Annotated in this window: 24 protein-coding genes and 1 tRNA gene; 14 read left to right on the top strand and 11 right to left on the bottom strand. The window is 41.2% G+C overall.

Annotated features, from left to right (window positions below; translation table 11 throughout):
* Positions 1-93: 93 nt before the first annotated feature.
* Complete coding sequence (locus EGI32_RS15480; RefSeq protein WP_255156264.1) at positions 94-1,395, bottom strand: nucleoside permease; 1,302 nt, start codon at positions 1,393-1,395, stop codon at positions 94-96.
* Positions 1,396-1,567: 172 nt separating this feature from the next.
* On the opposite strand from EGI32_RS15480, the gene mqnE reads away from it, so the two are divergent.
* Positions 1,568-2,713: an aminofutalosine synthase MqnE gene (gene mqnE, locus EGI32_RS15485; RefSeq protein ID WP_255156265.1), complete on the top strand. Its 1,146-nt coding sequence runs from the start codon at positions 1,568-1,570 to the stop codon at positions 2,711-2,713.
* 197 nt (positions 2,714-2,910) lie between these two features.
* Here the strand turns inward: mqnE and EGI32_RS15490 are convergent, their stop codons facing one another.
* Positions 2,911-4,242: an OmpA family protein gene (locus tag EGI32_RS15490; RefSeq protein ID WP_255156266.1), complete on the bottom strand. Its 1,332-nt coding sequence runs from the start codon at positions 4,240-4,242 to the stop codon at positions 2,911-2,913.
* A gap of 221 nt (positions 4,243-4,463) precedes the next feature.
* On the opposite strand from EGI32_RS15490, the gene EGI32_RS15495 reads away from it, so the two are divergent.
* Positions 4,464-4,537, top strand: a tRNA-Arg gene (locus EGI32_RS15495).
* A 294-nt stretch (positions 4,538-4,831) separates the two neighbouring features.
* On the top strand, positions 4,832-6,004 hold the full coding sequence (locus EGI32_RS21420) for a site-specific integrase (RefSeq protein WP_255156333.1): 1,173 nt from the start codon (positions 4,832-4,834) through the stop codon (positions 6,002-6,004).
* Between the two features lie 63 nt (positions 6,005-6,067).
* Here EGI32_RS21420 and EGI32_RS15505 read toward each other — a convergent pair whose 3' ends face one another.
* Positions 6,068-6,271 carry a hypothetical protein gene (locus tag EGI32_RS15505; RefSeq protein WP_255156267.1) on the bottom strand — a complete coding sequence of 68 codons (204 nt, stop codon included), beginning with the start codon at positions 6,269-6,271 and terminating at the stop codon, positions 6,068-6,070.
* Positions 6,272-6,409: 138 nt separating this feature from the next.
* On the opposite strand from EGI32_RS15505, the gene EGI32_RS15510 reads away from it, so the two are divergent.
* From EGI32_RS15510 to EGI32_RS15525, 4 genes are read left to right on the top strand one after another with little or no spacing between them, the layout of a single operon-like run.
* On the top strand, positions 6,410-7,165 hold the full coding sequence (locus tag EGI32_RS15510; RefSeq protein ID WP_255156268.1) for a hypothetical protein: 756 nt from the start codon (positions 6,410-6,412) through the stop codon (positions 7,163-7,165).
* Between the two features lie 19 nt (positions 7,166-7,184).
* Positions 7,185-7,583, top strand: a complete 399-nt coding sequence (locus EGI32_RS15515) for a DUF5675 family protein (RefSeq protein WP_255156269.1) — start codon at positions 7,185-7,187, stop codon at positions 7,581-7,583.
* A gap of 1 nt (position 7,584) precedes the next feature.
* Positions 7,585-7,794, top strand: coding sequence for a hypothetical protein (locus EGI32_RS15520; protein WP_255156270.1), 210 nt, complete (start codon positions 7,585-7,587; stop codon positions 7,792-7,794).
* Positions 7,794-7,988, top strand: coding sequence for a hypothetical protein (locus tag EGI32_RS15525; RefSeq protein ID WP_255156271.1), 195 nt, complete (start codon positions 7,794-7,796; stop codon positions 7,986-7,988). The genes EGI32_RS15520 and EGI32_RS15525 overlap by 1 nt, the downstream gene beginning before the upstream one ends.
* 97 nt (positions 7,989-8,085) lie before the next feature.
* Here the strand turns inward: EGI32_RS15525 and EGI32_RS15530 are convergent, their stop codons facing one another.
* The 3 genes from EGI32_RS15530 to EGI32_RS15540 form a co-directional block, all read right to left on the bottom strand.
* The gene (locus tag EGI32_RS15530; protein ID WP_255156272.1) at positions 8,086-8,271 is read right to left on the bottom strand and encodes a hypothetical protein; all 186 of its coding nucleotides are present in this window, start codon (positions 8,269-8,271) and stop codon (positions 8,086-8,088) included.
* A gap of 54 nt (positions 8,272-8,325) precedes the next feature.
* Complete coding sequence (locus EGI32_RS15535) at positions 8,326-8,523, bottom strand: hypothetical protein (RefSeq protein ID WP_255156273.1); 198 nt, start codon at positions 8,521-8,523, stop codon at positions 8,326-8,328.
* An 834-nt stretch (positions 8,524-9,357) separates the two neighbouring features.
* A complete protein-coding gene (locus EGI32_RS15540; protein ID WP_255156274.1) occupies positions 9,358-10,431 on the bottom strand; it encodes a tyrosine-type recombinase/integrase in 1,074 nt (357 codons plus the stop codon).
* Positions 10,432-10,518: 87 nt separating this feature from the next.
* Between EGI32_RS15540 and EGI32_RS15545 the strand changes: the two genes are divergently transcribed.
* The 5 genes from EGI32_RS15545 to EGI32_RS15565 all read left to right on the top strand — a co-directional run bounded on the left by EGI32_RS15545 (position 10,519) and on the right by EGI32_RS15565 (position 14,167).
* Positions 10,519-11,646 (top strand): RHS repeat-associated core domain-containing protein, encoded by a 1,128-nt coding sequence (locus EGI32_RS15545; RefSeq protein ID WP_255156334.1) that lies wholly within the window; start codon positions 10,519-10,521, stop codon positions 11,644-11,646.
* Between the two features lie 11 nt (positions 11,647-11,657).
* Positions 11,658-12,047, top strand: a complete 390-nt coding sequence (locus EGI32_RS15550; protein ID WP_255156275.1) for a hypothetical protein — start codon at positions 11,658-11,660, stop codon at positions 12,045-12,047.
* A 107-nt stretch (positions 12,048-12,154) separates the two neighbouring features.
* A complete protein-coding gene (locus tag EGI32_RS15555; RefSeq protein WP_255156276.1) occupies positions 12,155-13,312 on the top strand; it encodes an RHS repeat-associated core domain-containing protein in 1,158 nt (385 codons plus the stop codon).
* Positions 13,313-13,334: 22 nt separating this feature from the next.
* Positions 13,335-13,700 (top strand): hypothetical protein, encoded by a 366-nt coding sequence (locus EGI32_RS15560; protein ID WP_255156277.1) that lies wholly within the window; start codon positions 13,335-13,337, stop codon positions 13,698-13,700.
* A 215-nt stretch (positions 13,701-13,915) separates the two neighbouring features.
* Positions 13,916-14,167 carry a hypothetical protein gene (locus EGI32_RS15565; protein ID WP_255156336.1) on the top strand — a complete coding sequence of 84 codons (252 nt, stop codon included), beginning with the start codon at positions 13,916-13,918 and terminating at the stop codon, positions 14,165-14,167.
* 35 nt (positions 14,168-14,202) lie between these two features.
* Here EGI32_RS15565 and EGI32_RS15570 read toward each other — a convergent pair whose 3' ends face one another.
* Entirely contained in the window at positions 14,203-14,352 is a 150-nt protein-coding gene (locus EGI32_RS15570; protein ID WP_255156278.1) for a hypothetical protein, read from the bottom strand.
* On the opposite strand from EGI32_RS15570, the gene EGI32_RS15575 reads away from it, so the two are divergent.
* Positions 14,341-15,489, top strand: coding sequence for an RHS repeat domain-containing protein (locus tag EGI32_RS15575; protein ID WP_255156279.1), 1,149 nt, complete (start codon positions 14,341-14,343; stop codon positions 15,487-15,489). The two genes, EGI32_RS15570 and EGI32_RS15575, sit on opposite strands and share 12 nt — an antisense overlap.
* Positions 15,486-15,842 carry a hypothetical protein gene (locus EGI32_RS15580; RefSeq protein ID WP_255156280.1) on the top strand — a complete coding sequence of 119 codons (357 nt, stop codon included), beginning with the start codon at positions 15,486-15,488 and terminating at the stop codon, positions 15,840-15,842. The genes EGI32_RS15575 and EGI32_RS15580 overlap by 4 nt, the downstream gene beginning before the upstream one ends.
* A 197-nt stretch (positions 15,843-16,039) precedes the next feature.
* On the opposite strand, the gene EGI32_RS15585 is transcribed toward EGI32_RS15580, so the two are convergent.
* The 4 genes from EGI32_RS15585 to EGI32_RS15600 form a co-directional block, all read right to left on the bottom strand.
* Positions 16,040-16,402, bottom strand: a complete 363-nt coding sequence (locus EGI32_RS15585; RefSeq protein ID WP_255156281.1) for a hypothetical protein — start codon at positions 16,400-16,402, stop codon at positions 16,040-16,042.
* Between the two features lie 322 nt (positions 16,403-16,724).
* Positions 16,725-17,486, bottom strand: a complete 762-nt coding sequence (locus EGI32_RS15590; protein ID WP_255156282.1) for an RHS repeat-associated core domain-containing protein — start codon at positions 17,484-17,486, stop codon at positions 16,725-16,727.
* 280 nt (positions 17,487-17,766) lie between these two features.
* The gene (locus EGI32_RS15595; RefSeq protein WP_255156283.1) at positions 17,767-18,189 is read right to left on the bottom strand and encodes a hypothetical protein; all 423 of its coding nucleotides are present in this window, start codon (positions 18,187-18,189) and stop codon (positions 17,767-17,769) included.
* Positions 18,164-18,610, bottom strand: a complete 447-nt coding sequence (locus EGI32_RS15600) for a hypothetical protein (RefSeq protein ID WP_255156284.1) — start codon at positions 18,608-18,610, stop codon at positions 18,164-18,166. The genes EGI32_RS15595 and EGI32_RS15600 overlap by 26 nt, the downstream gene beginning before the upstream one ends.
* Between the last annotated feature and the right edge of the window lie 10 nt (positions 18,611-18,620).

Consider the following 18,620-nt stretch of genomic DNA (forward strand, 5'->3'; position numbering starts at 1 on the left):
TAAAGGCTTCACGCAAAGACGCTAAGATAGCAAAGGGGCAAAGAATATTTTTCTTTGCCCCTTTGTATTTAAACTTTGTGCTTTTGTGTGAAATTAACTTGATACTGGTATGACGGGCGTTTCGGGAGCTGCATCGCCATGCGGATCCGAAGGGATCGCATTCGGATCGTGTTTATGTTTGAACAATAACACGAACAAGATTGCTACTACCAGAGCATACCCGGCAAATGCCAGCCAGATGCCATGCCAGTCGCGGCTTCCGTTGGCCATTACAAAATATTTGCCGATCACATATCCGCTTACCACACTTCCCAGCCATGCCCCTACTCCGTTTGTCATCATCATAAACAAACCTTGTGCGCTCGAACGAATACGGCTGTCGGTGGTTGTTTCAATGAACAATGAACCAGAGATATTGAAAAAGTCAAATGCCATTCCGTATACGATACAGGACAGTATTATCAAAGCTGTACCCGTGGCGGATGGATCGCTGTAGGCGAAAAGGCCGAACCTTAATACCCAAGCCAGCATTGCGAACACCATCACCATTTTTATTCCGAATTTTTTCAGGAAAAACGGAATCGTGAGGATGAATAACGTTTCAGACATCTGTGAAACAGAAAGGATGATGGTGGAGTATTTTACCACGAAAGAATCCGCATATTGCGGTTGTTCTGAAAAGCCGCTTAAAAAAGAATCGCCGTACATGTTGGTCAACTGAAGCGCTGCCCCCAGCATCATCGAAAAGATGAAGAATAAAGCAGTCTTGTAATCTGCGAAAAGTTTAAAAGCTTTTAAACCCAATTGTTCTGCAATTCCCGCATCTTTTGAAATGCTTTTGGCCGGAGGGCATTTAGGGAGGGTAAAGGAAAAAATACCGAGCAAAAGCGCTCCTACTGCTCCGATGATGAATTGGTTGGCTGTAGCTTTGCTACCCGTAAGATTGGTAACCCACATGGCCACAATGAAACCAATGGTGCCCCACACCCTGATTGGTGGAAAAACCTTTACCACGTCATAATTATTTCTTTTGAGGATGGTGTAGGCTATGGAGTTTGATAAAGAAATAGTGGGCATATAACAGATCATCGCCCCAAAGATCACATAGTACAAAGTGTCCGGGTTGTCGATCTTTGGAACATACAAGAGTATTGCGCCATACAGGATATGCAAAACCCCATAAAGCTTTTCAGCATTTACCCATTTATCGGCAATGATACCGGTTAGCGCTGGCATGAAAAGTGAAGCCAGGGCCAGCGTTGAGAAAATAGCGCCAAACTGGGGGAAACTCCATCCTTTGGCATTCAAACAGTAGGTTCCGATGGTAATTAACCAGGCTCCCCACACGAAGAATTGGAGAAAGCTCATAATCGTCAGCCTAAACTTAATATTCATACAGCGTTAGTTTTTTGTACGTGGAAGATACGGATTAATGGATAATTAATTAATGGATAATTGATAATGAAAACCTTCCGGGCATTGTTAAAATCTTCCGTCCGAATGTATTATCCATTATCCGCTATTCAATTATCCACTACCTTGTCGTAAATTTGTCAAAATTTTTGTGATGAGTGCTTCAATAGATATCCTGATAGATACCGCTACCAGCAATGACCTGAAAGAGATAGCCCAACATGTTAAGGAGGGAAAACGGATCACCGACGAGGAATGCCTGCTGTTATTCGAAAAAGGCAGCCTGGCGTTTGTAGGTGGACTGGCCAATTTCATCCGTGAAAAGTTGCATGGCGACAAAACGTATTTCAATAGGAATTTTCATATCGAGCCAACGAACGTTTGTGTGTTCAGCTGCAAGTTCTGCTCTTATTCCCGGCTGTATGCTCATAAGGAAGAAGGCTGGGAACTTAGTATCGACCAGATGCTGGATATCGTGAAAAGTTATGATGGCAAGCCGATCACCGAAGTGCATATCGTAGGTGGTGTTCATCCAAAAATGAACATGGCTTATTTTATCGAGCTGATTCAAAAGATTCATGCACATCGCCCCGACCTTCACGTAAAAGGATTTACTGCAGTGGAACTGGATTATATGTTCCGCAAAGCCAAAGTGTCAACAGAGGAAGGTATGCGCCAGCTTAACGAGGCCGGTCTGCAATCCTTACCCGGCGGAGGTGCTGAAATTTTTCACCCGGATATCCGAAAGATCATCGCGGCCGATAAAGTTACCGGCGATGGCTGGCTGGCGATACATGAAGCAGCACACAACCTGGGCATGAACACCAATGCCACGATGCTATACGGACATATAGAAAAATACGAACACCGCATCGATCATATGCGTCGCCTCCGCGACCTGCAGGATAAAACAGGCGGCTTCAATACGTTCATTCCCCTTAAGTTCCGCAATGGCGGCAATGATATGAGCGATGTTCCTGAAAGCACCATTACCGAAGACATGCGGCTGTACGCGATAGCCCGGATATACATGGACAACTTCCCTCACCTGAAGGCTTACTGGCCGATGCTGGGCAGGCAGAATGCACAGCTTTCCCTGTCATTTGGTGTAAACGACATCGATGGTACGATCGATGACTCTACAAAGATCTACTCCATGGCCGGCAGCGAAGAACAGACCCCTACTATGAGCACAGAAGAACTGGTGACGCTGATCAGGCAGGTGAAAAGGCAGCCGATAGAACGGGATACGGTTTACAATGAAATAAAGGATTATAGCAATGAGGAAGTATTTGCATGATGTAGCCTGAATTAGAATATTACACAAAAGCCCCCCGGGAAATCCCGGGGCTTTTTATTTAACCGAAAGTAATGAGTCGACGACTCATGGGAGTTGACGACTCAGGGGAGTCGACGACTGAAAATCCGCTTAATACAAAGCCCCGATATTTCTATCGGGGCTTGTTTATTTTGATCGAAGCAAAACTTCGATATAGATTAGAAGTTCCTTACAGTCATTTCAGTCCTCCTGTTCTTAGCACGGCCTGCAGCAGTTTTGTTGTCAGCTACTGGTTTGGTTTCACCATAACCTGTAGATTTCAAACGGCTTGCATCGATCCCTTTGCTGATAAGGTAATTTTTAACTGCACCAGCACGGTTGTCAGAAAGAACCTGGTTGCTTTCGTCAGAACCCTGAGAATCGGTATGACCATCGATATCGATGAAGAGTGACGGATCAGCATTCAACAACGTAACCACTGCATCCAGAGATTTGTTTGACTTAGCCAGCAATTTGTAGCTACCTGTTGCGAAGAATACGTTCTTAGCAGCGAAGTTTATTTTTTCAATTACTTCTTTAGCAATTTCAGGGCAACCCTGGTTGCTTGCAGGACCAGGACGTGAAGGGCATTTATCTTCTTCGTCGTTTACACCATCACCATCTGTATCAGGGATAGGGCAACCTTGATAACGTGCGAAACCTTTAACAGTAGGGCATTTATCTTCTTCGTCGTTGATACCATCACCGTCTGTATCAGGTATAGGACAACCTTGATATTTAGCGATACCAGCTACATCAGGGCATTTGTCATCGCCATCAGCGATACCATCACCATCACGATCAGGGCAACCTTGCAAAGCAGCAAGACCCGGAGTATCAGGACATTTGTCATCAGCATCCAAAACGCCATCTCCATCACGATCCAGAACAACTGGTGGTGGCGGCGGTGGAACAACTTTTGGTTGTTTGCTACCCAGGCTCTGAGCAACACCCAGGGAGTAGAATAAATTATCTTTTAATACTTTATCAGTTAAAGTGAAACGATATTGCGCTTGTACGAACAAATAAGTAATGCTCTGCAGGTTCAACTGAACACCAACACCAACCGGTACATAAGCACCCCATTTGCCGGTGTAGTAACCACCACCAATACCTGCGGTAAGGAAAGGTGCAACAAGGCTGTTATCGCCATAAGGCCTGATGTTCAAAGTTGGTTCCAATTCCAGACCTACTTCTTTATCATCTGTAAATTCACCCCTGTCATCAGCAGCATAGTCATGCAACATCATATTGAACTTGGTAGAAAAATCGATCGTTTTTGTAAGCCCCTTCCAATAAGAAACACCAAAACCGAAATCTAATTCTTTCAGTTTAGTAAACGTTCTTGAAGTTGAAGAGTTTTTCCATGTCAATGGCGTTTTTGTGTCAAGGGCATTAAAGTGAATTCCTATAACACTCCCCTTCGTGGCAGAGCCGTATTTATCACTTTGTGCAGCCGCTCCAAGAGAAAAAGCCACCAACGTTAGTACCAACGCAATTTTTTGTTTCATAAACGCTAATTTTAATTTAAATTTTTCTTTTAAAGTGTTTTATAGAGTTAAATTACTTTGCTTTTGGCAAATGTAACATTTAACTACATACCAATCAAGCAATTCTTTAACAAAGATATAAATAAGTTTATTTTTTTATGCGGAATAAATGTAGTATATAATACTGTAGAAAAAATAATCATCCTCGAAAAAATACCTTTATATTTGCACCCCAAAACTGAGGCCCGGTAGCTCAGCTGGATAGAGCATCAGCCTTCTAAGCTGAGGGTCATTGGTTCGAATCCAATCCGGGTCACAAAAATCATCCAAATTATATTAAAGACGCTTAAATCAATGTAGTTAAGCGTCTTTTTTGTCTAGGAAGGGAGAAATTGATACATTCTATGTCAATTCATTCGGTTACCAATTCGGTTACCATCTCCTTTAATAACTTTAGTAACCGAATTACGAGCCATACAATCAAACTGAATAAGAATTGAGGTGCCTTAACAATTTTTTTAAATTTTAAAGGTCACCACATGAACAAATAAAAATTGCCAACAATCCTTTTCGGCTACGAAAAAATCATGCTGTAGAGCAAATCTCCCCGATCTACGCAAGGATTACGATCGCCGGCAAACGACGCGAAATTTCAACAAAACTTACCGCAAACTCCTTTAACTGGAACTCGAAAGGTCAATATGTTGAAGGAAAAAGTCAGGCAATCAAGTACTTGAACAGTCAGCTGGGAGAAATCAAGTTGAAATTACTTACATGCTTTAATAATTTGACTTCCACTGATTCAAATGTTACCGCAGAGAAATTAAGAAATCGGTATTGGGGAATTACAGAGAGAAAAAGATTGTTGCTGGAAGTTATTCTCCAACATAACAAAGACATCCGGAGATTAGTGGGCAGAGACTACACCAGTGTTACCTGCACCAGGTATGAAACGATGTATACTCAAGTTCGTGAGTTTATCAAATGGAAATTTCAATTAAGCGATATTGCCCTCGAGGATTTTGATGTTGAATTTATAAGTGATTTCAATTTCTATTTAAAATCAGAGAAAGGAATCAATACATCAACCAATCCCATGAGTCTAAAAAAACTTAAGAAGGTGGTTCACGATTGCCTTGCAAAAAAGTGGCTGTCCACAGATCCGTTCGTCGATTTTAAATTTTCGATTAAAAAATCGAAGAGAACATTTCTTACCCAGGAAGACCTCAAAATTATTATGGTAACGGATGTAAAACTGCCAAGGCTTGAAGTAGTCAAGGATATATTTATTTTCAGCTGTTACACCGGCCTTTCCTACATCGACCTTTACAACCTCACTGCTGAAAACGTTGTGATAGGGATCGATGGAGGTAAGTGGATTTCCACGAGCCGTCAAAAAACGGACATCTCTTCAAAAATCCCATTGTTACCCGGAGCTCAATTAATCCTGCAAAAATATGCTGGCGAAAACCATAATACCCGGAAACTTTTTCCAATGTTGAGCAATCAGAAAACTAATGCGTATTTAAAGGAGATAGCAGAGTTGTGTGATATCACAACGCCATTGACCTTCCATATGGCCCGACACACGTTTGCAACCGTTATTACTCTGACTAACGGTGTCCCGATAGAGAGCGTAAGTAAAATGCTCGGTCATGCTAAAATTGAGACTACGCAAATCTACGCCAAAGTACTTGATGTAAAAATAAGCAGCGACATGCATGAACTTAAAAAGAAAATGGCGAAAAATGCCGGAAAGGTCCGGCTGAACAAAGCAGGTTAATAATTACGCGTACATAATGCTTTAGCTATGCTTTACATACGCTTTTACCTGACTTTATCTACTCTATACAAGAAAGGGGGCAATTGTTGTTTCATCAAGACCGGTGAAATTACTGAAGTCTTTAACTGAGATAAAATCCCCTTTCTTCTTTTTGTATTTTTTGCGGATATCGGCAAGGAGTTTACGGGCCGCACGCTCCTTGCGGCCGGTAATATTCATTACATCTTTTGCATATACCACTATGCGCCTTGGTATCACTTCCTGCATATTGCTGCACGTACGGAACGGATCCTTTGTGGGGTTTAGAATTCATTTTAATGTTGTGGTGATAACAAAAGTAATGAAATAGCAGTACTAACTGTTAGGTGTAGTTGCTTTTAAACATTTCATTTAAAAGAACAGAAAATGGCAAAGCAGAAAGGTATTCTGAAACTGGAAGGGACGATCGGTGATATTACCTTCTACAAATCGCAGGACGGATTTTTAGCGAAAGGGAAAAGCGCCATCTCCGGGGAAAGGATCGCGAATGACCCGAGGTTTCAACGAACCAGGGAGAATGGTGCCGAATTTGGCAACGCCGGTAAGGCCGGCAAAATTTTGAGAACAGCATTGCGGGCTCTTTTGCTGAACACTTCGGACAACCGCATGGCCAGCAGGTTGTTGGCGATGATGGTGAAAGTGATCCAGGCAGATGCCACCAACCCGAGAGGCCAGCGAAACGTGATTGACGGGGAAGCGGAATTGCTGAAGGACTTTGACTTCAACAAAAACAGCAAACTGGGAACAACCCTCTTTGCGCCGTATGTGCCGACGATTGACAGGGTGACTGGTGCGATCTCAGTGAACATTCCTTCTTTCATTCCGGGGAACATGGTGGCTGCGCCGAGTGGCGCGACTCATTTCAAAATCGTGTCGGCGGGGGCTGAGATCGATTTCGAAAATGAGACATATGCGGTAGATACGCAGGAAACTGCCATCCTTCCGCTGGATAACGTGGCAACTGCTGTGATCAACCTGGCAAATGCGGTAACACCAAACAGCACAAGTCCTCTGTTTCTGGCATTGGGCGTAATGTTTTACCAGGAAGTAAATGGTGGCCAGTATTCACTCAAAAACAGTGCCTACAACAGCCTTAGCCTGGTGGACGTACAGGGCCTTTAATCTTTAAAATCCTATAAAAATGGAACTTGAGCTGGTGAGAACTTACTATCCCGAAGGCACGAATGGCGAGCTGACCTATAGGGGCAAAGGGGTATGCTTTACGATAGAGCTATCAAATCTGGACAATGCTCCGCGAAAGTCGTGTATACCTGAGGGGAGGTATGAACTTGCCAAACGATACAGCACAAACTTCGGCTGGCATATACTGGTGAAAAATGTGGAGAACAGATCGCTGATATTGATACACCCGGCTAATGATGCCAACAAAGAATTGAAAGGCTGTATCGCTCCGGTTACCATTTTAGAAGGTGAAGGATTAGGCCTACAATCGCGGCTGGCTTTTGTGAAATTGAAAGCCATGGTATACGAAGCCCGCGAACGAAATGAACAAGTTTTTTTAACCATTAAAGCACGTTGAGATGAATCTAAAAGAAAGAGTCAAAGCCCCTACCCCGAAATTCTTCCGGAAACTGCGCAACATCGCGATAGCGGTGGTGGCAGGCGCCGGGGCGATACTGGTATCACCGATTGCACTACCAGCGGTGGTGACGAGCATTGCAAGTTATGTGGTGCTGGCGGGAAGTGTAATGGGTATTACCAGCCACGTGACGATAAAAAATGATCCGTAATGCAGACACATAGTTTTGCAAACAGTACGCTGGTTGGAACATTAGGCGGCACTACGCTGACCATATTGGTAAACATCAGCAGCGCTGATCTGTTGAAGACTACCCTACTGGCTGCTATTGGTGCGGTGGTGAGTTTTGGTGTTACACTAGGGCTGAAATTTGCAATCAGGAAAATAAAAAAAATCTTGCCCTAGTTGTGGTGACCGAGGGCATGCTGGGGAAGCTGAGAGGCTTCCCCTTTTTGTTTGCGTGAATAAGTGATTGTGGCAATGGGCGAAGGGGCTTAGATTTTTAGCCGTCAGCGATTACTGGCGGCATTTTAAATGCCTGATGAATGAGACCTTGCTTGAGACTTGCGATAAGATGCAATTGCTTATAAAGTGCTTCTTCCAGCTGGAGCAATGACGCTAACTTTTGGCTGGCTGCTACCATAGCATCCTCATTGACGCTGGGCGCCGTCTGCTGCAGTAGCTTCACCAGATCATCTTTTGTAATAAATGGAATGACTGATCCCTTATGGTATGGATGAAATTACTGCGCATAAAAAAGGATATTAGTGAGCCAATAATAAAAATTGTGCTCCTCCTGGCTTGCGCAGATAACCTCGAAAGAACTTCGCCAAGGCTGGAACCCAGGCTTTCCTGAATTGTTACCTTTTGACAGGATATAAAAAGTATGGGCAGAAGCCAGGTGCCCCGGGGAGTAGCTGCGGACTGTAGGAAACTTCATATACTTGCTTTAGTGCTTCCTCCTCCTTCGTGATGGGAACTGAAACCAAAAGAAAAAAGGGAAAAAAAGAAAGCATTTCTGTCAGCTGCCAGTGAACGTAGCCAAAATGCACGCGGACATAAAATTGGTTGGGTGTAGGATATTCAATTCACTGAGAGGCTGATCGTGAGCCACGGAAGTAGAAAAGAGGAGACAAAATTTTATGCCGAACAATTTGGCTCCCGATGGCGCATGCGCCGCTTATGAAACTTGTGCTGGCAGCTATCTTTGCTTTGTTTTTTTATCTTATTTTTTCTTTTGGAATCACAGATGTTGCTGACTACGTCCGCAACGAAGGATTAAAACGATTACACAGATGCTTTAGAGTTGAAATCTATTTGTTAAAAGAGATTTATAGATGAGCAGAAATGTGACTTTGCATTTATGTAGCCCTAATATTAAATGTAAAGTCTAAGGCTTGGTTGCGTAATTCGAATAGATGTGGCTTGAAATCAACGTGTAGCCGATGAAGGAAGCTTAATAGTATGAGCTGATAGAAATCCAGTGATATATCCGGCTTAGGGGGCAGCGTGCTCATGATATCTTATGCCTAGGTAACGACGGCATAAGGTGTCATGTGCACGATGACGCGAGGGTGCCTGTACGAAATGCGCAAATGGCATGACAGCCCTTGCCGTAGCCATCCCGTAGGGTGAGCTACGGACGGCCAGCCGGGTAAAAGCTAATTTGCAATAAGATATTTTACCGGGCTGGGCGGCGGGGCTGGCGGGGCATTTGCATTCAAGTACGTGTTCAAAATCAACGTTGCTCTGGGATTTTTATTGATAGATTATTTCAGGCAATTTTTCGCTGTTGGTCATCGGATAATTTTTGAAATACAATGTCCATATCGTTATCCAGGTAAGATTGCACCAGGTTTATATACCGGTAAAATGATTTACTATCACCGGAGTGACCGCTTATCTGTTTCACAACGTGCTCCTTCATGCCCAACATCAGCATAGTTGTGATGGCCGTCCTGCGCATGGTATGAGATGATACCAGGTCGCAGAAACGGTATTGATGGTTTCTATTGCTGAGGGTTAATTCATGTTTAACGCCCCTTTTTTTTCTTTGCTTTCCTACGCAGGATGTCCATCCGGCAAGGCAACTGATTTCTTTTAACTGATTATTGAAACGGTAACGGGGTATCGGGGGAAAGATCGTAACCCGCTTTCCTGACGCAGCTCTGAAAGTTTCGATGATAGTCATCGCATACGCGGGCAATTTAATGCGAACTATGCTGCCAGTTTTCTGGGTCTTCACAGGAAGATACCATGCTCCCCCCACCTTTTCCATGTCGGTGAACTTCAGGGCAAAAAGATCCGACACCCGTAGTGCAACCGTGCATCCAAAAATGAAGATATTTTTAGCCTTCATCAACGAACCTGAAAGCCGGTTATTGAACGAGCCGTCATTGATCAGAAATTGTAATTGTTCGGGCAGCAGGGTAACAATCGGTACATCTTCTTTGTTAACGTAAAAACTTTTATAATGATCACCGGTTTTGATCCCCATTTCGCGGTTCAGGTAATTGAAAAAAGCCCGGATATTTTTCATTACAGAGCCCACGTAATTATCAAAACACTTCTTCTTACTGTATAAAAACTGGGTAAACTGCCTGTAGAATGTTTTCCAGTATTTTATTTCAGCCTTGAAAGCCCTGGTACTTTGCGAACGAAAAACCTTAACCCTCAACTTTGTTTTGGTGTATTCTTCAAACTCCGTCAGATAACCCAGCACATACGAATAATTGTGTATCGTTTGCCTCTTTATCCTGCTGCCATCAGCTTTCAATCGCTTTCCCTTAAGGCTGTCTTTAATGAAGGTTTCAAAAAGGGGAATCACCGGATACTCTTTTGCTGTCATTTGCGTTAATTTAATATGATGAAATGGAGAATTTGAGCAAATTTGTGCTATTTTGTTGAAGCATAGATCTTTGAGAACAAACGCAGTATTGGGTTTACAGCAAATGACTATTACCCGTTCGGGATGCTGATGCCGGGGAGGAAGTATTCGGCGAATAGTAAATATCGGTACGGGTTTAATGGGAAGGAAAATGATAATGAGGTGAAGGGGGATGGGAATCAGCAGGATTATGGATTTAGAATTTATGATCCCAGAATTGCCAAATTCTTGAGCGTAGACCCTCTAACAAAAACATACCCCTATTACACTCCTTACCAATTCGGTTCAAATAGTCCCATTATTGCAATTGATGTTGATGGATTGGAAAGCTCAAATGACAAAAATCCTTCCAGTGCAGCTGGAACAGAGCCACCACTGCCAGTGCCGCAATCAGAGGGTAATTGGGCTAAGAAAAATGAGTATCCATTTTTGGGCAATACTACAATATCACATAGGCACGGGGAAACTATTATCAATGCTTATGAAAACTCTGGCGGAGACTTAAATTTCACCCGGGTCGGTGGAGAACAAGCAATTGAAAAAATGAACAATAATCTTCAACCGGTAAAACCAGGAAGTATTTTGCAAGACAGCAGAAGTCCGAAAAACGTGACAAATATTACTCAGGCATTTTACTCGGCAAGCGAGGGCGGCAGCGAAGCTGCTTGGGTTAATGTTTTGTTAGGGGGCTTTATCAGTGGAAAGATCCCAGAAAATATCGTGTTTTCAGAAAATGGTACCGTTAGTCAATATCTGGAAGGAGGTCTAGCTTACAAAGATTTTATTCTTCAATGGTATCATGATGGGCAACCGGCAAATAGTAAAACAATATATACTTTTAGTTACCAAGGAATGGAGCAGGCAATGGATCTTGTGGGTCATCAATCCTTTAACTCTCTTTCAAACTTTGTTGGCTCAAGTATGGCAACCGTCTTATATAACCCCGATGAAAAGTCTATTGTGATGACAATAACAAATGTTACCTCAGTTGCTTCTGGTGATTTAGGAAAACACTTCTGGTGGCACACAGATGCTGCTCCGACATTATACCGGGATAATTCCATAAATATTGACCAACCATTTACAAATTTTTCACAAACATATCGGCTAAAATTAAGCTACGAGAAAGTTATGGAAGACATAGACAATATTCGTTTGGGGCCGATATATTACTAAAATATAAGTGTATGAAATATGTTATTATTTTTATTAGTGCAGTAATGTTTTATTCATGTGTTAAAAATGAGGAATGTAAGCAGCAATATATTGGCTCGTTTCAAATTGACACAACTTTAATAAGTAATAATAAGCTTAAGCCATATTTGAAAAAATACAATTGGATCAAGATAGTTTTGCGTTCAGATTCAACGGGCCATTACAGTTTTGAAGGCGCAGATCCGTTTCTTAAAGAATGCGAAGGTACTTGGAGCATATCGTCTAATAATATGGAAGGAAATTGTACTGGCTTTTTAACCCAAAAAAATATAGGGAGAAAAGTTGACAGACAACCATTTGATATACTTATTAAAATAGATGGTGAAAGTTACTTTCTTCCGTTCAGAAAGGTTGGAAATTGATTATTTTATCTTATCACTAGCCCCCCGCCCTCTGCACCGTAAGCGATTGATTATATTTATACGAGCTCTTTGAGTACATAATGTCAACTGGTTTCCATCCGTTCGGGATGCTGATGCCGGGAAGGAAGTTTTCAGCGGATAGTAAGTATAGGTATGGGTTTAACGGCAAGGAGAATGATAATGATGTGAAGGGGGAAGGTAATCAGCAGGATTATGGGATGAGGATATATGATCCGAGGATTGGGAAGTTTTTGAGTGTAGATCCGTTTACGATTAAGTATCCATTTTATTCGCCTTATCAGTTTAGTGGAAATGATGTCATTCGTTGTGTTGATTTGGATGGAGGAGAGCCAATATCGAAAGTGGGGGAATGGGACACGCAAACTGCTTTTCTGAGCGGAACCATTTACAATTTTGTTTATGACAAGATTACTCACACCATGTTTTCCCTACAAGGAGTTGTCGATCCTAAAACAGGAAGACTTTGGATAGTTGCGGACGATGGACAAGGGCAACAACAATATTTCTATTTAGTAAATGATGATGGAGCAACCGACAAGTTAAGGACACATGTGGTAAATGGCCTAACCACATTATATAAATCCCACATGCAACGCTTCGAAACTCGAGATGAGATAGATGCTAAGCAAGGAGCTGCCATTGCAAGAGGGTTTGGCGGTGCTGCATTTAGCGGAACAGTTTTAGTTGCTTGTCTACCTATAATAGTCCCAGTAATCTCGAAAATTACTGCTTGGGTCGCAGCCAGTGGCGAAAGTGCCGCCACAATATTATCAGCCGCTTTTGGTGATGCAAGTGCTGCCTATTCTGCAGCTACGACCGGAGCGGTGATAGCTGGTGGGACAGTTGCTGGAGTGCGTGCAATGGCACAAGAGGAAGCTGTGGTTGGTGAAGTGAGTACAGTTATAAGAACTGAGTCAGGGGCCTCAAAACTTACTACAAATGGTGTGAGTCTAAATAAGAAAATGGCAAGTGAGGCTCAGATGGCTGAAGCAGGCGAAGTTATAGCGGGAGGTTCAAGTGGTACACCGCTTAGAAAGGCCGGAGACTTATCAAAACAATTTTGGGGTCAAGAAGCCGATTGGGTGAAGAAAAGAAGTTCGAGCCATACTGCTCCTGATAATATAACAATGGAAACCCATTGGGAGGAAAATGTAATTTCTGGACAAAGAACTAATATGAAAACCAAAATGCATCGAAACGTATCACAACCAGAACCAAAGACAAAAAATCAATATGGTCATTAGATGTTTAACTACTAAACTTACTTTGTCGCAATTAGAATTGCTTCCAAAAAGTTATGCCAATTCCGACTTTCATATCACCGAGCTAAAAAAATATCTCGTTTTTGGTATTACAATTAGTGTTGGTGCGTCTGGCAATCAAATATGCGATGTGCAAATTGTGTCTGATTATGGTCATATAGCACATGCTCCTTTAGTGCTTTTTGAAATCATTGATTCAAGAGTTTCTAAATATTGGCAATTGAAAATTTTGAAAAGTGGTCAAATAGCTTTTTGGCCTGAAAAATTTTTTAAAGAATTTTTCCATGATGATTTATCCGAGGATATACCGAGTGCGATAGAGGACTTCAAACTTGTAAGAAAACTGTTGGAAGAGGAGCAACTGTGGTAGTGTTCCTGAATTGTGTATTTGTTGTTTTTGCATTGTAAATACTGGCATTTAAAATAATTTTTAGTAAAAATAAGACGGTCATTTGACCGTCTTATTTAATTTAAGGGCTGCCTCCGTCCTGAAATAAGTTGACACAAAAGTTAATTTATTAAATGAATACAGTAAAAAGCGATCATTTAAAGCGGACTCAAAAAGATTAAAGTCTTGCTTTTAAATTGCAGATTGTAGACGAGGTAGAAAAAGGGCTTTTAACCTATAAGCAATCTCAGCAGAAGCATGGTATCCAAGGGCGAAGTACTGTTTTGATATGGTTGCGAAAACATGAAACTTTGGATTGGAAAAGTAAAACTCCCATGAAAAAGAAAGCTCCCCCCAAAACATATATTTCCCAGCTGGAGAAAAAGATCAAGTTGCTGGAAGCAGAGAAAGAGATGTCTCGTCCTAAAATAAGTTTACAGGTTAATTAATAATCCTGCTATTTATTTACATTTTAAAGGTACGTTTACGCTGCGAGTGGCACCTGTATGGCAGCAGCCGTCTGGGCCCGCTGGCTCTGCCGGCCGATAGTAAAGACCTTCCTTTCAGCCCGCTTGATAGTATTTATAATAGTAACTTTATCCGCGGAAATAAGTTCTTTGAGTTGGGCAATCATTTGGGCAATGTGCTCGTTACTATATCAGATAAGAAGTTTGGGGTGGATGATGGTACCTACGATCCGGCTACCGGGGTGAAGACAAATGGCACCCCAGACAGTAAGATTGACTTCTACACAGCGGATGTGGTTACAGCAAATGACTATTATCCCTTTGGGATGCTGATGCCGGGAAGGAAGTTTGCGGGGGATAGTAAGTACAGGAATGGGTTTAATGGGAAGGAGAAGGATAATGAGGTGAAGGGGGATGGGAATCAGCAGGATTATGGGATGAGGATATATGATCCGAGGATTGGGAAATTTTTGAGTGTAGACCCTATTGCTAGTTATTACCCTATGCTAACACCTTACCAATTCGCAAGTAACAGGCCGATTGATGGTATTGATCTTGATGGACAAGAATGGTGGAAACCTATTGTATATGCAATTTTTCCCGTTGGCGGATTGGCAACTGATAAAGAGATTCAAAAAGGGTTTTCACAAAGGGCAATTAAAACAATCCATGGCTTGAAGGATTTGCCAAAAAGTTTACAAAAAATGGCAGAAAGCCTGGGAGGAACTGTTGGAACGCCGGGACCTGCCTTTGTTAAGGCGCAGGAAGAAAAGCGGGCAGCATTGATGAAAGCTTTCGGCAAAGCTTCAGTGGAAGATCTAAAGGAAATTGGTAATTTAGTGCGCGAAGCTGTAACCGGTAATAAACAGGCTATGGGAGCTTTGACATTTGAAATCCTATTGCTCATGACTCCAGGTGGAGAAGAAATCAATGGAGCATTAAAAGGACTAAAATATGCTTCTAAATTTGGAAAGTGTGTTGAGTATGCCACTCAATTTAGTAAAACTATTGAGCCCTTGTTTCTTAAAGCAGGAGCTACAGTAGAAAGGTTCGATATAAATATTGGAAAAGATGGATTGATAGGAACTGCAACACAACAACTTTCGGATAATGGCTTTCACAGCATAACGGTTGTAACGCTTAAAGATAATACTGAATTAATATTCGACAATTTTCATAATGGTGTGTTGAAAAGTGACTATATTAAAGAAGTTGCCGGCATGACGCGGGAGGGCAAAATGGTTTCAGGCGCAGAGTTATTGAGCTCCGCAAAAAAAGTTGTTCCAAAGACAAAGAAAAAATGAAAAAAAAATTAAGCGAAAATCAACAAGTAATAACTTTAATATCTTTACTAAACGATATTATACTTTGGCCGGGTTTGCATGATGTCAGAACCGTTAAAGAAATTCATTTTATAACTTTTGGTTATAAAATGAGTAAGTCAACCCCTGCCGACCGAATGATAGTAGCGGATTTTTTACTTGAGTTTAGAAAATTTGCTAAAAAATATTTAAAGGATCGAACCGATCAAGCGTGGTATAAAATTATTGCATCACGAACTCCAAGTGATGAAGAAGGTTTAAAAATGTTCGAGATTATTTTTAAATTGTTTACGGAAGCTGCGCATTTTAAGTCCGTTGGACTTTCACCAGTATAATATATATTGAAAACTTAGAGCGTTAAGGTTTTCTCTGCTGAATCTCATCTCGATTGAAGAATTTTATTGATTCTTTCCAGATTGTTGGCACTAAATGGTAGTGTTCCAGACCTGCCACCTTGGAGAGACACGAGTGGTCCTGCGGAACACTCGCCAGAAGGGAGATCCTACGAAAATCTTGCACCACAAGGCGAGTATCAAATATTTAACAGATTTGCATCAAACCAAACATCTTCGTAATTATTATCGAATAAAAATCTCCACCCAGGAGCTAATCCTAAATAATTTATTGCTTTAGGGCATATCTGTAAAAGATGTTCTATGTGAACTGGTTGAAAAAAATCAATATCCTCTGAATATTCTCCAGCCCATATATACCAGTTCGCTGATTGCATATTTTCAATTGGATGCCTCAAGCCATTGATTGGCATTGTGAATGATTCGAAACTCTTTAATGCCACTCCAATTAATTTATTAAAAGGTGACATCAAAAAATCTGCATTATATTTTTCACAAATGCTTTTTTGGCGTATTAAAAAATCATTTTCAATATTATCCATTATTTGTTATTCTTTTTAATAAATTTATTCGCCTGTTGGCTTGCTTTCCGTACGGCCGCTGACTGAGCATCGGAACATGATTTGCATTGAGGCTGTACAGTTTCTATACTTCGCATTTTTTTCAAATCTATTTTACCAGTCGAAATATGCTCGATAGCTAAGGGAGTTTTATGATCTGCAATGAACGGACCATAAATAGTCTTACATGTAGCGCAAGATGCATTCATTTGGTTCACTGCCTGCCTTTGCGCTGGCACAGTAGCATTATTTGGTCGTTTGTAAGGAACCGTAGCATTAATTTCATAGGTTTGCCCATCATAGGTTATCGTAGGTTTGCCGCATTATTAGCGTTGGCAGCCTCAGCATTACCACTGTTTGCAGCAGTAGTAATATTATTTGTTTTAGTCGCGGGCGTGCTTGTCTTAGAATATTTAGACCCTAATCCAGCCAACCCTCCTGGAGTTTCTGCTTCAGCCTGCAACATATTATTTGCACTGATAAATAGCGCTCTCTGGAGAGATTTATCTGCACTAGCCCAACTCCATCCCCCATAATTACCTGGCCCACCATGATTTTCTGCCTTTCGCATATCAACTTCAGATGAGAAGGTCCAAGTTGCAGGGGCAACCTGGCTTTGAGTTCCATCCAAACCATATGTAACTATGACTGTTCCCTTTACAACATATTCATGACGTGGATTTCTTGTGATAGTAGAAGTTGTCTTAGTCCAATTATCCCACGTCGGTGTCCATGAAGTTTTAGTTTCAGTAAAATCAGTGTTTTTTTCAAATTTTAAGTATGGCTTACCTTGGTCTGGACGAATCAATGTATAATAACTCATTTCAAGACCGTCTAAATCTATTGCTTGGATCGGAGTATTGCTCGCAAATTGATACGTTGTTAATTCAGGGTAATCTCGTTGCAACGGGTCAACGCTTAGGAATTTTCCAATCCTCCCATCATACACCCTCATCCCATAATCCTGCTGATTCCCGTCCCCCTTTACATCATTATCATTTTCCTTCCCGTTAAACCCATACCTGTACTTACTATCCCCCGAAAACTTCCTACCCTGCATCAGCATCCCGAACGGATGGAAACCAAATAATGTATGTATTCAAATACTTGTTATAAATGCACGATATTGAGGATAATTATGAGATATAATTACATGAAGAAATATTGGACATTTCCAATGATTTCATAACCCAATCAAACGACCAAACGGCAGAGCTTGCCAGACTCAAAAATTGCATATCAGTGTATTGATCACATATTTGAGCTCGAGAATGTTTGCTTTGTTCATAATTTCAACTTTTTTTTAGAACTAAAAACAATATACCGCAATGTTCCTACTACAATTATCAAGTCGGGTTTGTATAGAACCACAAATCGTTTATTGAAAATTTTGTAATGTTAGGAAAATAAGGAATTAAGTCTTTGACTTTTCCGTGTTCGATATAGTAATTTGGTTGCAAAAAATCTTTCACAGCTTCCTTGATAATAAAGGGAAAGGCTGCAAACAAGTCGATAAGTTTATATTCTGCATCTTCCTGATAAATTATTAAAGGATATTTACGCCAAATATATCCTATTGCCTTATTCTCTTTGCCAAATGAAGCCCAATTTTCTTCATCTTCCCAAAATGATACGGTAAAATGCGTATCCCTTAAAAACTCTAATACGAGAAAAAAATCCTTTAGTGACCATAATGTTTCTACATTACTTGCAAAAATTAGTTTATCTGTTAAGTCTAACTTTTTATCTTGGTGTTCCAGGTGATCCATGTAATATATTATTTGAGTTTCTGTATACATTAATAGTGTTTGTTGTTCTTCCATTACCTAAAGTCCCAACATTTACATTTGCTTGTACCTTTGCTTTAAATCCACCACTTCCATCAGCTACCCACATTTTGTATTTATCAGCAAATCTAGCTGCCCTTAGAACAACTTCCTCTGCATTCACTGTTTTGTAGAAAATACTTTTGTAGCCATTTCCAGTATAAACGTGAGGTTTCATCGCTTCCTTCGAAACAGTATATCGTCCGTCGGTCAATAAACCATGCCTATTTTTTGTAAAAGATGATGCATTTGAAATTTGCTGTGACCTTGAGGAATTTATTCTTGTCCCAACGGGTCCCTTACCTACGCTTCTGCCGCTTACGTATCCGGCGCCAGCGATTGTATAAACTGTATTTTCGGCCAAACTACAAAAT

This window comes from Ferruginibacter sp. HRS2-29 (assembly GCF_024343615.1).
Lineage (GTDB): Bacteria > Bacteroidota > Bacteroidia > Chitinophagales > Chitinophagaceae > Ferruginibacter.

Coding starts and splice junctions, on each gene's coding strand:
- EGI32_RS15515 (WP_255156269.1), top strand. CDS start 7,185: ATGGAACTTGAGCTGGTGAGAACTTACTATCCCGAAGGCACGAATGGC.
- EGI32_RS15490 (WP_255156266.1), bottom strand. CDS start 4,242: ATGAAACAAAAAATTGCGTTGGTACTAACGTTGGTGGCTTTTTCTCTT.
- EGI32_RS15550 (WP_255156275.1), top strand. CDS start 11,658: ATGAAATATGTTATTATTTTTATTAGTGCAGTAATGTTTTATTCATGT.
- EGI32_RS15505 (WP_255156267.1), bottom strand. CDS start 6,271: ATGCAGGAAGTGATACCAAGGCGCATAGTGGTATATGCAAAAGATGTA.
- EGI32_RS15580 (WP_255156280.1), top strand. CDS start 15,486: ATGAAAAAAAAATTAAGCGAAAATCAACAAGTAATAACTTTAATATCT.
- EGI32_RS15555 (WP_255156276.1), top strand. CDS start 12,155: ATGCTGATGCCGGGAAGGAAGTTTTCAGCGGATAGTAAGTATAGGTAT.
- EGI32_RS15525 (WP_255156271.1), top strand. CDS start 7,794: ATGCAGACACATAGTTTTGCAAACAGTACGCTGGTTGGAACATTAGGC.
- EGI32_RS15540 (WP_255156274.1), bottom strand. CDS start 10,431: ATGACAGCAAAAGAGTATCCGGTGATTCCCCTTTTTGAAACCTTCATT.
- EGI32_RS15595 (WP_255156283.1), bottom strand. CDS start 18,189: ATGGATCACCTGGAACACCAAGATAAAAAGTTAGACTTAACAGATAAA.
- EGI32_RS15480 (WP_255156264.1), bottom strand. CDS start 1,395: ATGAATATTAAGTTTAGGCTGACGATTATGAGCTTTCTCCAATTCTTC.
- EGI32_RS15520 (WP_255156270.1), top strand. CDS start 7,585: ATGAATCTAAAAGAAAGAGTCAAAGCCCCTACCCCGAAATTCTTCCGG.
- EGI32_RS15570 (WP_255156278.1), bottom strand. CDS start 14,352: ATGATTGCCCAACTCAAAGAACTTATTTCCGCGGATAAAGTTACTATT.
- EGI32_RS15585 (WP_255156281.1), bottom strand. CDS start 16,402: ATGGATAATATTGAAAATGATTTTTTAATACGCCAAAAAAGCATTTGT.
- EGI32_RS15590 (WP_255156282.1), bottom strand. CDS start 17,486: ATGCTGATGCAGGGTAGGAAGTTTTCGGGGGATAGTAAGTACAGGTAT.
- EGI32_RS15535 (WP_255156273.1), bottom strand. CDS start 8,523: ATGAAGTTTCCTACAGTCCGCAGCTACTCCCCGGGGCACCTGGCTTCT.
- mqnE (WP_255156265.1), top strand. CDS start 1,568: ATGAGTGCTTCAATAGATATCCTGATAGATACCGCTACCAGCAATGAC.
- EGI32_RS15510 (WP_255156268.1), top strand. CDS start 6,410: ATGGCAAAGCAGAAAGGTATTCTGAAACTGGAAGGGACGATCGGTGAT.